Below are 14,343 nucleotides of genomic sequence, written 5' to 3' on the forward strand. Positions count from 1 at the left end.
GCATGACGATGACTGCCGAGACCCGGACCACCGAGCTGCCCGAGCCGCTGCCGCTCGCGGACGTCGATCTCGCCGATCTGGACAACTTCACCGACGGGGTCACCCCGTGGCGCATGTTCCACACCCTGCGCCATGAGGACCCGGTCCACTGGCAGCCCGAGGACGCCCCCAACTCCGGCTTCTGGGCCGTGACCCGGCACGCCGACATCGCGCGCGTCGACCGGGACGCCGAGACCTTCACCTCCACCAGGTTCGTCAACCTGGAGGAGGTCGACGAGGACCAGATCAGAAAACGCGCCTCGATCCTGGAGCTGGACGGCGTGCGCCACCGTGCCCTGCGCAGCGTCATCCAGCGCCAGTTCGGCGCCGGCGTCATCAGCAGCTACACCGACTTCCTCCGCGGGCTGACCGCCCGGACCCTGGACGCGGCCCTGGCCAAGGAAACCTTCGACTTCGTCAAGGAGGTCTCCGCCGACTTCCCCATCAACGTCCTGGCCCGCCTCCTCGACGTCCCCCCGGAGGACAACCAGCAGCTCATCGACTGGGGCAACCGCATCATCGGCAACACCGACCCCGACTACGCGGACGTCCTGCTGCACAGCGAGGAGAGCGAGAAGTACCGCGACCTGCCCTTCCGCTCCCCCGCCTCCCTGGAGGTCTTCGAGTACGGGCGCGAACTGGCCCGGCAGCGGCGCGGCGGCGCCGGCAGCGACCTGGTGTCCAAGCTGGTCAACACCACCCCGCGGGACGGCGTCCCCCTCTCCCCGCGGGACTTCGACAACTACTTCCTGCTCCTGGTGGTGGCCGGCAACGAGACCACCCGCCACACCATCACCCACTCCATGCTGGCCCTCCTCCAGCACCCCGAGCAGCTGGCCCGCCTCAAGGACGAACCGTCCCTGATCCCCGCAGCGGTCGAGGAGTTCCTGCGCTGGGCCTCCCCCGTCTACCACTTCCGGCGCACCGCGACCCGGGACGTGGAGCTCGGCGGCAAGCACGTCAAGGAGGGCGACAAGGTCGTCATGTGGTACGCCTCCGGCAACCGCGACGAGGAGGTGTTCGGCAATCCGTACGACTTCGACGTGGCCCGGCAGAACAACGACCACGTGACCTTCGGCAAGGGCAGCCCGCACCTGTGCCTGGGCAACCTGCTCGCCCGCACCGAGATCCGGATCATGTTCGAGGAGCTGATCCCCCGCCTCGCCGACATCCGCCTGGCCGGTGAGGTGCCCCGGGTGCGCTCCAACTTCGTCAACGGCATCAAGAAGCTGCCGGTGGAAGTGACTCTCGCCTGACCGGAGCGGGGCCAGGCAGGTGATCACCGGGACCGTGCGAGCTCCTCGACCCGGGTGTGCAGGTGCTTGACGTGGTGCTCGGACTCCGGCTTCATGAGGACGCTGCGGAGGACGCGGGCGCCCTGGGCGTCGGCGGTGATCCCGGCGTGGCGTGCGGTGAACGCTTCCCGGTCGGCCTTGAGGGTGCTCAGGAACACCGGGTCGGGGCCGGTCATGCCGTCGGCCAGGATGCGGGCGGAGGCGGCGTCGATGCCGGACAGAGTGGCGGGCTCGACGGCCGGGAAGTAACTGACGATGTCCAGCTCGGGGCGCTGATAGAGCTTCAGGGCGTCCGATGCGGTGATCAGTTCCGCCCAGTTCAGCGCGGCGCGCCGGCCGGCTGCCAGCACCTGGCCGAGCCCTTTCGGGGTGGGAGGCAGGAGCCGGAAGGTGAGCCACAGAGCAGCGGCGGAGGCTCCTGCCCGTGAGCATTCGAGGCTGATCTCTCCGAGGTGGAGCTCTGTGGAGGTGAAGTAGGTGTAGGGCGAGTCATGGAGGTAGAAGCGGCCCACCCCGGGGTCACGGAAGAGAACGGCGCCGCAGCCGTAGGGCTGGAGCCCGTGCTTGTGCGGGTCGACGACGATCGAGTCGCACTGCGCGATGGCCTGCCAGGGCTCGGCTGGGAGGCCCTCCGGACCGTCGGCGCCGGCCAGCAGGGTGAAGAAGCCGCCGTAGGCGCCGTCGACGTGGATGCGGACGCCGTAGCGCTCCTTCAGTACCAGGGCCTCATGGACCGGGTCGACCGCTCCGAGCCCGGTGGTGCCGGTAGTGAGGACGACGGTGCCCACTTCGCCGGTGCGCAGCAGGTCCTCCAGAGCGTCGAGGTCCATTCGGCCCCGGTCGTCGGTGCGGACCGGGTGCCCTTTCATGCCCAGGACATGGCACATGCGGCCGTGCGTGTAGTGGGCGTCGGAGCTGTAGGCGATGCCCTGTCCGGGGTGGAGTTCGCGGGCGACGAAGAGTGCTTCGAGGTTGGCGATCGTGCCGCTGGTGGTGAGGTGGCCGAGGTGGGCGTCGTAGCCGAACATCGCGGCCAGCTGTGCGACGGCCTCGCGTTCCATGCGGGCGGTGGCGGGGCCGCCGTCCAGGGCGTGGTTGTTCGGGTTGATCAGCATGGCGGTGAGGTAGCCGACCACGGCGGCGGGGTGCGGGGGCTTGAGCATCTGCCCCGCGTAGCGCGGGTGGAAGAAGGGGTAGTTGTCGCTCAGCCGCCCGGTGAGCTCCTCGAACGCCTCGGCGAACCTGTCGTCGTCGACCAGGACGGAGGCGTGTGCCGGGTAGGGGCCGAAGGTGTCGGCCCATTCCTGTATCGCGTCGGTGGCTCGGCCCAGCCAGTACTGCAGGTCCACTGGTCTCTCCCTCTTCCCTGGCGTCTGCGGTGAGGTGGCGCGCACCCACCATAGAATTTCGCTGAGCAGTCAGCAATTGATTGCTCAGCAATTGAGACGTCAGTAGATGATGAGACAGTAAACTCGCGGGAAGGGCCCTCCCGGGCCGGCACGGACTGGAGGGCTCAGCCAGGTGAAAGACGCGATCCGGACGGGCGACGAAGCCGCCGCCCGCGCCGCCAACAGCGCGCTCGTCCACGACTTCGGGCTGCTGATCAAGTCCGCCACCCGTCTTGAGCAGCGGATCGACACAGCGCTGCGGCAGGAGTGCGGGATCAGTCACACGATGATGGAGGTGCTGATCAGACTCTGCCGACAGCCCGGCGAAGAGGTCTCGCAGCGGCAGCTGGCCGACGACCTCACGCTCACGAGCAGCGGCACCACCCGCCTGATCGACCGCATGGAGGAAGCCGGCCTGGTCCGCCGCCTGCCGTCTCCCGAGGACCGCAGGGTGGCCCTGGTCGAACCGACCCGGCAGGGCCGTGCGGCCTTCCTCCAGGCCGCGGATGTCCACGCCCGCGTCGTCCAGCGGTACTTCGTCGACCCGCTGGACTCCGGGGACTACGCCCGGCTGACCCATGCGCTGGGCGAGATCGACAACGCGCTGCGCGGGGACGCCGGGTGAGAAACCGTCGGCACCCGGGGTGCACCGGGCAAGCCTCAGCGCCTACCGGTTGCGGCTGACCGGTTCCCGCGGAATTGAGACAACCCTGGGCGGACTGCGTATCCCGCAGAAGGAAACGGGTGTCCCACGGACGTGGGTCGAGGAGGACTGCCGATGGACCGCGACGGCCCCGAACCACAGCCGTCCCTCGCTTCGGAGCGTCAGGCCGCGCAGAAGATCCAGGACTCCTTCCAGGCGATCCTGGACGCCCTTGACGCCGCGCGCGCCGAGCTTCGCATGGCGGATGATAGCCAGGGAACGGCAGGTCCGCCGCGGTCCTTCGATCACCACGGCGAAGTGGCCGCTGGCGGCAACCGCGCGGATCCCCCCAGTGCCCCCTCGTCTCCCCCGGCGCCCCCGCCTCCGCCCGCGTACCCGCCGCGGACACAGCGGATGGGGAATGCTCCCGCAGGCCTGGTTCCCGCCCCTGCGCAAGGCGTTCTCCCCACTCCTGCGCAAGGCGTTCCACCGTCCGTCGTGCATGCCCCGCGCACCGGCCGCGTGCGCCGGGCTCCGCAGGACGCCGGGGTGCAGCCGCTGTGGTCGCGCGGTGTCCACCGGGCGACGGGAGAGCAGCCCGCCACCAGCGAAGCAGGCCCGACGCGGTCCGGGCCGTCGGCAGCCTGCCCAGTCCCTGGGCCTCCGCCGGTGAGCATGCGTCTCGGAGCCGGCTCGCCTCCGGACGCTTCCCCGGCGGCCGGCCCTCGGCGCCCTGCTCCACACACGGCGCCTCCCATCGCCCCGCCCCATCAGTCGCCACCACGCCCGGCTCCCCACCGGCCGCCGCTACCTGAGGAAAGCCGAGGACATCGGCGATCCACCGAACGGCGGCACACCCGGGTCGCCGGGATTTTCGGGCTGGGGGCCGTGAGCGGCCTGATCCTTGCCTCTTCGCTGCTCACGAACGAGCATTCCGCACCGACGGCGCCGCCCGCGTCCCTGGGGCAACCGGAACGGCCCCTGCCCGACGACACCTGGCTCCCCGAGATCCCGGGCACCGGGGTACTGCGTGAGGGCGACAGCGGCCACGGGGTGTACGAGTTGCAGGTACGCCTGCTCCAGATCCCGCAGATCTACGACGGCGGTGCGATCGACGGCCGCTTCGGCATGGAGGTCCGGCAGGCGGTGGCCCGGTTCCAGGAACGGTTCGGCATCCGCGGGGACGAGGCCGGCGTGTACGGAGACAACACCCGCTACGCCCTCATGCTGCGCACGAAGTAGTCGCCTGCCACATGTGCGTGCGTGGATGCGGTGTCGCAGATCAGGTGGTGTCTGAAGCCCGGCGCACGTCCGGACTCGCGCCGGCTGCCGACTCGGGCAGGTAGCTCGCCAGGCCGCGCAGGATGATCTCCAGACCGATGTCGAACCTCTCCTCGGAGGAACCCGTCACCATCAGCCCGGACAGGGCTCGCAGGTGGGGAAAGTCCTCTGCGGGCAGCGACGCGAAGTAGTTCTGCATCTTCTCGGCCATCTCGCCCCAGTCCGGCCGGCCCGGAGAGGCACTGTCACCGTCGTGCCCGGTGGCGCGGTCCTGCCACATGCCCTCCTCCAGGACGAACCCGTCGATGTAGGTGGAGATGAGGTCACCCGCCTCCGCCGCGATGCGGTCGGGCAGCCCGGCGGTACGGAAGACGGCGAGCAACGCCTCGACGTGCGGCAGCAGTTCGGCGGTGAAGGGGACGTGGGCCATGGAGATCCTGGCCATGTCCCGGTGGGACAGCAGGCGGTGCCGTGCGGAGCGGGCGTAGTCCCGCACCTGCTCCCGCCACCGCTCCGGGGCGGGCTCGGGCATCTCGAAGCCGGTGAAGAGCCGGGTGTACATGAGCTCCAGGAGATCGTCCTTGGAGCTGACGTGGGCGTAGAGGGCGGAGACCGCGACCCCCAGTTCGGCCGCCACCTGGCGCATCGACAGCCCGTCGAGACCCTGGCGGTCCAGCACGGCGAAGGCGGCTTCGACGACCCGCTCGCGCGACAGCGGTGTGCGCGCCGGGGCGATGCGGGCACGAGCTGGGCGCTCACGCTCCCAGGGGGACGGCGGAGGGGATGCGGGGGTGTCGGCTGCCGCGTCGGTCATGAACACAGTCTAGGCATCGGAAGAACAGTGTTCTCCTTCCGTGAGCCGCACGGCCGAATACGCGATATATCTTGTCAGGCCGCGGGGCTGCGCTATATCTTGATGAACAACGTTCTCCTGGAGAGCACTGTTCTGCTACGGTGAACAGTGTTCTCCCGCATGTCCGGTCGTCCGCCTTCCTTGGCCGTGCCGGCGAGGCGGCCAGTTACGTCCATCCGTCCCACCACGCCCGCGGCCGCGGCGCGTCCTTCAGCGAGGAGTTCCGATGACCACCACCGGTGTCGCGTCCGTCGAGACGCCCACCGATTCGCCAGCGCCCTACCGGTGGCGCTGGGCTGCGCTCTTCGTGATCCTCGCGGCCGAGGTGATGGACCTCCTCGACGCCGTTGTCACGAACATCGCCGGTCCCTCCATGCGGGCCGACCTCGGCGGCGGGGCCTCCACTCTCCAGTGGCTCGCCGCCGCGTACACCCTCTCGATGGCCGTCGGGCTCGTCACGGGAGGGCGGCTCGGGGACATTCACGGGCGCCGCCGCATGTTCCTCGTGGGAGCCGCCGGCTTCACTCTGGGTTCGCTGCTCTGCGCGATCTCCGTGTCACCCGAGATGCTGATCGTCGCACGCGTCGTACAGGGCCTGTTCGGCGCGGTGATGCTGCCGCAGGGCCTCGGCATGATCAAGGAGATGTTCCCGCCGAAGGAGTCGCAGAAGGCCTTCGGCATGTTCGGCCCGGTCATGGGACTGTCCGCGGTGTGCGGGCCGATCCTGGCGGGCTGGCTCGTGGACGCCGACTACTTCGGCACCGGCTGGCGGATGATCTTCCTGATCAACCTGCCGCTGGGTGCCGCCGCCTTCCTCGGTGCCCTGCGCTACCTGCCGAGGGGCCTGTCCGGCAGCAAACCGCGCCTGGACATCCCCGGCATGGTCCTCGTCTCGCTGGCCGCGCTGCTCATCATCTTCCCCCTGGTCCAGGGCCGTGAGTACGACTGGCCCGTGTGGGCGTTCGTCATGATGGCCGCCTCGGTGATCGCCTTCGTGGCCTTCGGCAAGTACGAGTCGCGCCGCAGCAAGGCCGGCCAGGATCCGCTGGTCGTCCCGAGCCTTTTCCGCAAGCGTGGATTCAGTGGCGGCATGATTCTGGGGCTGGTCTTCTTCTCGACCATGCAGGGCTTCATGCTGGTCTTCAACCTCTACACCCAGATCGGCCTCGGCTATTCGCCGCTCAAGGCCGGACTGGTGATGGTGCCCTGGTCGGGCGGCATGATCGTCGGCTTCGGGATCGCTCAAGGTGTCGCCCGGTTCGGACGGGCCGTACTTCAGGCGGGCACGCTGCTCATGGCGGCCGGCGTGTTCGGCGTGTGGCTGACCCTCGACATGGTGGGGGGCGGCGTCGGCCCCTGGCAGCTCCTGCCGTCCCTGCTCGTCACCGGCGTCGGGATGGGGCTGCTCATGGCGCCGTTCTTCGACATCGTGCTCGCCAGTGTCGAACAGCACGAGACAGGCTCGGCGTCCGGCACGATGACCGCGATGCAGCAGCTCGGCGGCGCCTTTGGCGTGGCCCTCCTCGGCACCGTGTTCTTCGGTCTGCTGGGCGGCGGCATCGCCACCGCCGTCGACCACCACTCGGCCGGCCTGCGAGGGCAACTGGCCGCCGCGCACGTGGCGCCCACCGTTCAGGAACGCCTCGTGGCAGACCTGCGCAAGTGCGCCTCGGACCGCGCCGTCGCCAAGGATCCTGCCGCGACCCCGGCGTCCTGCGCGCGCCTGGAGAAGGACTCGCGGTCCGCCGTGACCTCACCACAGGCCGGTGCCCGGATACCCGCCGCACTGGAGACCACCGCGTCGTCGGCCTTCCGGAGCGGATTCGGCTCCGTCATGAAGACGGTGCTGTGGATCGTCGACGGCATGCTCGCCCTGACCTTCCTGCTCTCGTTCCTCCTGCCGCGCCACGCGCGTCCCGAGGAGTCCTCCGGGCACTGAGAGCGCGGGCTCAGCACGGCCTGAGGCGGTCAGGTGAGTGTGCCGGTCAGTGGTTGTTCGGTCCACACGGTCTTGCCCTCGCGGGTGTAACGAGTGCCCCAGCGTTCGGCCATCTGGGCCACCAGGAACAGGCCGCGCCCGCCCTCGTCGGTGGTGCGGGCGCGGCGCAGGTGGGGTGAGGTGTGGCTGGTGTCGCTGACCTCGCACACCAGGGACCGTTCACGGATCAGCCGCAGGGTCGCGGGGCCGCTGGCGTACCGGTAGACGTTGGTGACCAGTTCGCTGGCGATCAGCTCGGTGGTGAAGGCCAGGTGCTCCAGGCCCCATTCAGTGAGCTTGGCCGACGTCAGTTCCCTGGCCCGGGCGGCGCTGGCGGGCTCCAGTGGCAGGCGCCAGGAGGCGACATCGTCCGGTGGCAGCATGCGGGTGCGGGCGATCAGCAGAGCGACGTCGTCGCTGGGGCGCGAGGGCACGAGCGAGTCGACCACCGCTTGGCATGTCCGTTCCAGCGCGGCCGCAGGGTGAGTGAGGGCTGCGCACAGCCTGGCCAGGCCGGCGTCGGCATCGATGTGGCGTTCGCCGATGAGCCCGTTGGTGTAAAGGCACAGCAGGCTTCCCTCGGCCAGTTCGATCTCCCGGGCCTCGAACGGCAGCCCGCCCAGGCCGAGCGGCGGGCCGGCGGGCAGATCGAGCGGAGCCGCCTGTCCGTCCGGAGCGGTCACCACCGGCGGCGGATGGCCGGCGCGGGCCAGGGAGCAGCGCCGGGATACCGGGTCGTACACGGCGTACAGGCAGGTGGCACCGACGACCTGCTCCCCGACGGGCCGTTCGCCGACCGCTTCCTGTTCGGCCGCCAGCAGGTTGACCAGGTCGTCCAGGTGGGCGAGGACCTCGTCCGGTTCCAGGTCGAGGCTGGCGAGCGTATGGACGGCGGTGCGCAGTCGGCCCATGGTGGCGGCCGCATGGATGCCGCGTCCCACCACGTCGCCGACGACGAGGGCGACCCGGGCCCCGGACAGGGGAATGACGTCGAACCAGTCACCGCCCAGGCCCGGGGCAGCGCTGGCCGGCAGGTACCGCAGGGCCACCTCGACGGCCGACTGGTCCGGAACGGCCCGGGGCAGAAGGCTGCTCTGCAAGGTGAACGCGGTCTCCTGCTGCTGGGTGAAGCGCCGGGCGTTGTCGATGGCGACGGCGGCGCGCGAGGCGAGTTCCTGGGCGAGGGTGAGATCGTCCGCCTCGAAGGGATCGGGGCGGCGTGAACGCCACAGGGTCATCACGCCGAGCACCAGGCCACGCGCGGCAAGAGGGACGACGATCAGCGAGTGGACATCGAGATCCGGAGCGCGCGCCCCCTGGCGGCCCTGAGTCGAGAACCAGTCGGCTGGGAGAACCGGTTCCAGGACGGCCCGCCCTTCGGCCAGGCATCTGGCCTGAGGTGTGTCCGACCCGAACTCCACCGGCTCGCCCTCCGGGTGGGGCGGGCTCGAGTGCTGGGCACCGATGCCGCAGGCCCCCACTCGTACGACGGGCCCCGCCAGGACCCGCGCCACTTCCTCACCGCGCGTCACCGGCAGCAGCAGGTCCACCGACGCATGGTCGGCGAGGTGAGGCACCATCACCTCGGCGAGTTCCCGGGCGGTCTCCGCCACATCGAGGGTGGTTCCGATACGGCTGCCGGCCTGGTCGAGGAGGGCGAGCCTGCTCTGGGCCCGATGACGTTCGGTGATGTCCTCGATCATCTCGGCCACGCCCAGGACGCGGCCGGAGGGGTCCTCCATCCGGAAGGATGAGACCATCGCGACCCGCTCTCGGGTCGGGTCCCGCTCCAGGCGAACGAACTGCTCCGAGTAGATCAACGGCCTTCCGGTCTCGATCACCTGGCGCACACGGTCCACGGCCTTGCCTGCGTCGTCGGGGACGAGGAAACAGCCGGTGGGCAACCCCCGGAAGTCTGCTGCCGGGACGCCGGTGACGCGTTCGATCGCCCGGTTGACCCGGAGAATGGTGAGGTCGGGGCCGTGGACCACCAGGCCGACCGGGCTCCGGCGGTACAACCCGTCGAGCACCGCCCGGTCTCTTTGCCACTCCAGGACGTCAGCCGCGAGCGCCCCGGCAAGAATCCACTCACGGACCCGGTCACCGCGTGAGAGCGCATGGGCCCTGAGCCCCATCGGCACCAGGTGCCCGTCGTGGTGCCGTACCTTCAGGATCCCGAACCAGCCGCCGGTCCTCCTGCACTTCGCCGCGGCCTCCCTGACAGCCGGCAGATCGCGAGGATCGACCAGGACCTCGAAGGCCGGACGACCGATCACGGCTGTGTCCGGATGGCCGAGCAGTTCCTGGGCCCGCCGGTTCCATCCGACCACGACTCCCCGGTCGTCGAGCACCGCCACGGCGGCGAGGTGCAGGGCGAACGGATCGTCGTGGCCTTCGCTGAGCTCCTGCATCCGCTTCTCCACCGCTGGACACCACCTTGTACTCGGCCGATGTCCTGCCGCGGGTCGTGACGGCCGGGTGACCGGCATGACGGCGTCCGGGGCGGCGGTTCGGCGTTTCCGAATACACGCTGACCTGCTGTTGTTGTGCAAGCCTAGTGAAACCCGGTGGGGAGGCGAGGTCTCGCCCGCCGCGTGGCGCGGCGTGGCGGACACGGGGCGGTGCGGCAGGCACGGTGGCCGGCTCCTGACGAGCTGCTACGAGGATCCGCCGTGGAGCTCGCGTGCCGCCAGGGCCCAGCTGAGCTCCACGGCGGTGTCCGGTGCGTCGAGGCTGGTGCCGGTCAGCTCCTCGAAACGGCGCAGCCGGTAGCGGACGGTGTTGACATGGACGTGTGCGGCGCGGGCGACCTCGCGGATGTGCCGTCCCCTCTCCAGGTATCCCCGGACCGACTCCTCGATGAGCGCACCGAACTCACCCTCCGCCTCCAGTGGGCGCAGATAGCGGTCGAGCAGCAGCTCGGCGAGTTCCGGTTCGGCGACGACCGCCACCCGCCAGGAAAGGTCGTTCAGGTCGTACACGCCGCGCAGACCGTACGCACGGGCGGCTTCCAGCATCCTGCCGGCGGCACGGAAGGAGCGGTGCGCCGCGGCCAGGTCCGTCGGCGGGCCCAGACCCGCCGTCACCTCCAGGTCACCGGCCTCCGGCTTCACCTCGACGACTCCGGCGACAGTGTCGTCCAGCACGGTGAGCAGCGCGGCTCGGCCGTTCCTGCGGCCGTGGGACTCCAGGGAGCGTTCCAGCACGTCCGGAGCGACGTCGCCGTTCGAGACAGCTCTGATGGCCCGGTACGGCCGCGACGGGTCCAGTCCGTAGATCGCCGCTCCGCTGTGGATCTCCGCGGTGCTCAGCGTCCCGTAGAGCAACCCGCGAAGGAAGTCGGCGCGGCGGCGGGCGTCGAGCAGGGCGGAGGCGACCTCCGCCTGCCGGTGGACGGCGGCGATCTGGACGCTCGCGACGTCCGCGAGCTCCCACAGGCACTTGGTGCGGTCGACGATGAGGCCGGGGTCCAGCTCGCGCCGGGTGGCCTCCGCGATGAACAGATCGCGTATCGCGCTCAGCGCCCGGCGGAAGGCGCGGAGCCCGTCACTGAGCGGCACGCCCTGGGCGGCCCGGTCCCGGGCCACATCGGCTTCGTCGAAGTCCTCCGGCGCGGGCACCGTCCCCGCTCGCAGCACCGTGAGAGCCCGCTGGAAGTGCCGATGCCAGATCTCGTCCAGGAGTTCCCGAGGGACCGCGCGGTAGGACGGGATGTGGCCCGCCAGATCCGCGTGCAATCTCCCGCCCAGATGACATTGCTGCGTGGCCATGGCGGCGATGACCCGTTCGAGGGGCGCCGACGCGCCCGACTGTACGGGCATGGACCTCATCTCCACCCCTTCGGTACCGGCCGTTGTGGAACTGAACAATATGCCGCCCTCCGGCCTTGGCCGGGGATCCGTCGACAATCCTCAGCCGCCGAAAGCACAGTGGCACGGCGGCGGAAGGAGCGCATCGGCGCGCACGCGGCAAGGCGCCGATCGACCGTGCCCGAACCCGCCCTCATGCCACCGCACCACCCTGACCCAGAGCGGAGACCGTCATGACCGAGGAGCACCATCACCGACCCCACCTGGCCGCCGCCGACACCGGCCCGCGGCTCACGCCCCTGCCCGAGGACGGCTGGGACCCGTCCACCCGGGAGTTGCTCGCCGCGATTCCCCGGGACGCCGACGGCCACGTCGCCAACGTCTTCACCACCTTGGTGCGGCACCCCGGCCTCTTCCGGCACTTCCTGCCGTTCGGCAGCCATCTGCTGCGCGACGGCCGTCTGCCGGACCGGACCCGGGAACTGCTGATCCTGCGCACCGCCTGCAACACCCGGGCCGGTTACGAATGGGGGCGCCATGTGCCGCTGGCCCGGGCCGCCGGGGTCACCGACGAGGAGATCCGGCGGGTCGGCGCGGGTCCGGACGCCCAGGGGTGGACGCCGGCCGACGCCGATCTGCTGCGTGCCGCCGACGAGCTGCACCGGGACGCACGCCTGTCCGCGGCCACCTGGTCCGCACTCGCCGCCGACCACGACGAGGCACAGCTGATCGAGATCACCATGCTTGTCGGTCAGTACCACATGGTCGCGTTCTTCCTGAACTCTGCCGGTACCAGGCTCGAGCCCGGCTACGAAACCGAGACTCTGCCCGCGCCCGACGGAACCGGCTCGGACGCGGCGGAAGGGGCACACGGTGATGCCTGAGCCCCGGCACCACGCGGCCCACCCGGCCGGCCTCCTGACCGGCCGGAACGTACTGGTCATCGGCGCGGGCACCCGCCCCAGCGACGATCCGGAGGCCCCGGTGGGCAACGGGCGGGCAGTGGCCGTGCTCGCCGCCCGCGAGGGAGCCTCCGTGGCCTGCGCCGACGTCTCCCCCTCCGCCGCGGCGGCCACCGCCGCCCTGGTCGGTGAGGAGGGCGTCCGTGGCCTCCCCCTGGTCGGTGACGCCACGGATCCCGGCCAGTCCTCAGCCATGGTCGCCGAGGCCCTCCGCGAACTCGGCACGCTCGACGCGCTCGTGGTCAACGTCGGCATCGGCCTCGGCGTCGGCCTGGCGCAGACCTCACCCCAACAGTGGGAACGCGTGCTCTCGCTCAATTTGAGCGCCCCCTTCCTCGCCGCCAAGTACGGACTGCCCGCGATCGCCGACGGGGGCTCGATCGTCTTCGTCGGCTCCGTGGCCGGGCTGCGCGCGGCCACCGACTCGCCCGCCTACGACAGTTCCAAGGCAGGCCTGTTCGGTCTCACCCGCCACGTCGCCAAGGAGGGTGGGCCGCGCGGGATCCGTGCCAACCTGGTCGTCCCGGGTCTGGTCGACACTCCCATGGGACGCGAGGCCTCGGCCCGGCGGGCGTCGCGTTCCACCTCGTTCAGCCGCATACCGCTCGGACGCCAGGGCACCGCCTGGGAGGTGGCGGAAGCCGTCACCTTCCTGCTCTCCGAGCGCGCCTCCTACATCACCGGGCAGAGCCTGGTGGTGGACGGCGGGTTGAGCGCCGTCTGAGCACGTGGGTGCCTTTCCGCATTGCCACCGGTTGGCGGGGCGGGGGCGGTCCTCAGGGTTCAGGGCATCGACCGGGACCGCCCCCGCCGGCTCAGTCCGTCAGCGGGCCGAACTCCTTGCGGGTGTCCACCGGCTTGCCGAACAGCTGCCACCGCTCGCCCTTGAACCGCATCAGCTGCATCGTCTCGAGCGGGAAGGCGTCCCCGTGGCCCGTGGACATGGTGACCCCGGGCAGCAGCAGGCCCACCTTCACGTCCTTCAGGTTGCGCACCGCGTCCCGCAGCCCTTCCCTGGTCGGGCACTTCATCGCGTCCAGGGCCTTGTGCAGGCTGGAGGCGACGGCCCAGCCGTAGGCGTTGAACTGGTTGGCCGCGTCGGCGTCGGGGGCGTACTTGTGCATGGCGTTCGTGTAGGTCTTCATCTCGGGGTCGTTCGCCCACTGGGGGTCGGCGGGATCCTTGAAGTAGGTCGCCGAGACCACGCCCTGCACGTTCTTGAACCCGACGGGCTGGAGCACGGCGGCGGACGAGGCCACGTTGTTCACGATGTGCAACGGGTTCCACTTGGTGTTCTTGGCGTCGGCGGCAAGGGCCTGGCTGCCGAACTTGGGGGTGGTGACATCCAGCAGCACGTCCGCCTTGGACCGGGAGAGGCTCGCCATCTGTGCCGACACGGAAGGGTCGGTGACCTCGTAGCTCTCCTCGGCGACCACCTTGATGCCGCTGCCGGCGACGGCCTTCTTGAACCCGCCGAGCAGGTCCTTGCCGAAGTCGTCGTTCTGGTAGAGGACCGCGACCTTGGCCCTGTGCCGCTCGTCCTTGAGGTACTTGGCGTACACCCGGGCCTCGGCCACGTAGTTGGGCTGCCATCCGATGGTCCAGGGGTGCTTGTCGTCCGTGCCCCAGACGGAGGCACCCGTGGCGACGAAGGGCTGCGGCACCTTCTGCTTGTCGAGGTAGTCCCACACGGCCGCCGTGGACGGGGTGCCCAGGGTCTGGAACACGGCGAAGACCTTCTCCTGCTCGACGAGTCTGCGGGCCTCCTCGACCGCCTTGGGCGGCTGGTAGCCGTCGTCGCGGACGATGAACTGCACCTTGCGGCCGTCTATGCCGCCCTTGTCGTTGACGTACTTGAAGTAGGCGGCCACGCCCTTGCTGATCGTGCCGTATGCGGAGGCAGGTCCCGACAGCGGGTAGATCCCGCCCAGCTTGATGGTCTTGTCGGTGATGCCGGTGGTCTGCTGGCCCTTGCACGCGCCACCGGCGGCGGTGTCCTGGGCGTCCTGTCCTCGCCGGCTGTTGCAGGCGGTCGCGGTGAGCAGGGCGGCGGTCACGGCCGCAGCCGCCCGCAGAGCGGTCGTCTTGCGCATGT

The 14,343-nt window shown here is 70.3% G+C and carries 11 protein-coding genes; 6 read left to right on the forward strand and 5 right to left on the reverse strand.

Annotation, left to right across the window (positions count from 1 at the left end; genetic code table 11):
- The first annotated feature begins 2 nt into the window (after positions 1-2).
- Positions 3-1,295 (forward strand): cytochrome P450, encoded by a 1,293-nt coding sequence (locus tag ACWGJM_RS35935; protein ID WP_453415959.1) that lies wholly within the window; start codon positions 3-5, stop codon positions 1,293-1,295.
- Positions 1,296-1,318: 23 nt separating this feature from the next.
- On the opposite strand, the gene ACWGJM_RS35940 is transcribed toward ACWGJM_RS35935, so the two are convergent.
- Positions 1,319-2,683 (reverse strand): pyridoxal phosphate-dependent decarboxylase family protein, encoded by a 1,365-nt coding sequence (locus ACWGJM_RS35940; RefSeq protein WP_453415960.1) that lies wholly within the window; start codon positions 2,681-2,683, stop codon positions 1,319-1,321.
- A gap of 172 nt (positions 2,684-2,855) precedes the next feature.
- Here ACWGJM_RS35940 and ACWGJM_RS35945 point away from each other — a divergent pair, with 172 nt between their 5' ends.
- Together ACWGJM_RS35945 and ACWGJM_RS35950 are read left to right on the forward strand one after the other, a co-directional pair.
- Entirely contained in the window at positions 2,856-3,347 is a 492-nt protein-coding gene (locus ACWGJM_RS35945; protein ID WP_453415961.1) for a MarR family winged helix-turn-helix transcriptional regulator, read from the forward strand.
- Positions 3,348-4,253: 906 nt separating this feature from the next.
- Positions 4,254-4,607 (forward strand): peptidoglycan-binding domain-containing protein, encoded by a 354-nt coding sequence (locus ACWGJM_RS35950; protein ID WP_453415962.1) that lies wholly within the window; start codon positions 4,254-4,256, stop codon positions 4,605-4,607.
- 40 nt (positions 4,608-4,647) lie between these two features.
- Here ACWGJM_RS35950 and ACWGJM_RS35955 read toward each other — a convergent pair whose 3' ends face one another.
- Positions 4,648-5,460, reverse strand: coding sequence for a TetR/AcrR family transcriptional regulator (locus ACWGJM_RS35955; protein ID WP_453415963.1), 813 nt, complete (start codon positions 5,458-5,460; stop codon positions 4,648-4,650).
- A 265-nt stretch (positions 5,461-5,725) separates the two neighbouring features.
- On the opposite strand from ACWGJM_RS35955, the gene ACWGJM_RS35960 reads away from it, so the two are divergent.
- Complete coding sequence (locus tag ACWGJM_RS35960) at positions 5,726-7,438, forward strand: MFS transporter (protein ID WP_453415964.1); 1,713 nt, start codon at positions 5,726-5,728, stop codon at positions 7,436-7,438.
- Between the two features lie 29 nt (positions 7,439-7,467).
- Here the strand turns inward: ACWGJM_RS35960 and ACWGJM_RS35965 are convergent, their stop codons facing one another.
- Together ACWGJM_RS35965 and ACWGJM_RS35970 are read right to left on the reverse strand one after the other, a co-directional pair.
- The gene (locus ACWGJM_RS35965; protein WP_453415965.1) at positions 7,468-9,888 is read right to left on the reverse strand and encodes a SpoIIE family protein phosphatase; all 2,421 of its coding nucleotides are present in this window, start codon (positions 9,886-9,888) and stop codon (positions 7,468-7,470) included.
- 246 nt (positions 9,889-10,134) lie between these two features.
- Positions 10,135-11,298, reverse strand: a complete 1,164-nt coding sequence (locus ACWGJM_RS35970; protein WP_453415966.1) for a PucR family transcriptional regulator — start codon at positions 11,296-11,298, stop codon at positions 10,135-10,137.
- A 221-nt stretch (positions 11,299-11,519) separates the two neighbouring features.
- On the opposite strand from ACWGJM_RS35970, the gene ACWGJM_RS35975 reads away from it, so the two are divergent.
- Both ACWGJM_RS35975 and ACWGJM_RS35980 read left to right on the forward strand, forming a co-directional pair.
- The gene (locus tag ACWGJM_RS35975) at positions 11,520-12,170 is read left to right on the forward strand and encodes a carboxymuconolactone decarboxylase family protein (RefSeq protein ID WP_453415967.1); all 651 of its coding nucleotides are present in this window, start codon (positions 11,520-11,522) and stop codon (positions 12,168-12,170) included.
- The gene (locus ACWGJM_RS35980; protein WP_453415968.1) at positions 12,163-12,972 is read left to right on the forward strand and encodes an SDR family NAD(P)-dependent oxidoreductase; all 810 of its coding nucleotides are present in this window, start codon (positions 12,163-12,165) and stop codon (positions 12,970-12,972) included. The genes ACWGJM_RS35975 and ACWGJM_RS35980 overlap by 8 nt, the downstream gene beginning before the upstream one ends.
- A 91-nt stretch (positions 12,973-13,063) precedes the next feature.
- On the opposite strand, the gene ACWGJM_RS35985 is transcribed toward ACWGJM_RS35980, so the two are convergent.
- Positions 13,064-14,341, reverse strand: coding sequence for an ABC transporter substrate-binding protein (locus ACWGJM_RS35985; protein WP_453415969.1), 1,278 nt, complete (start codon positions 14,339-14,341; stop codon positions 13,064-13,066).
- Positions 14,342-14,343: the final 2 nt, after the last annotated feature.

It is taken from the genome of Streptomyces sp. NPDC054834, from assembly GCF_053611185.1.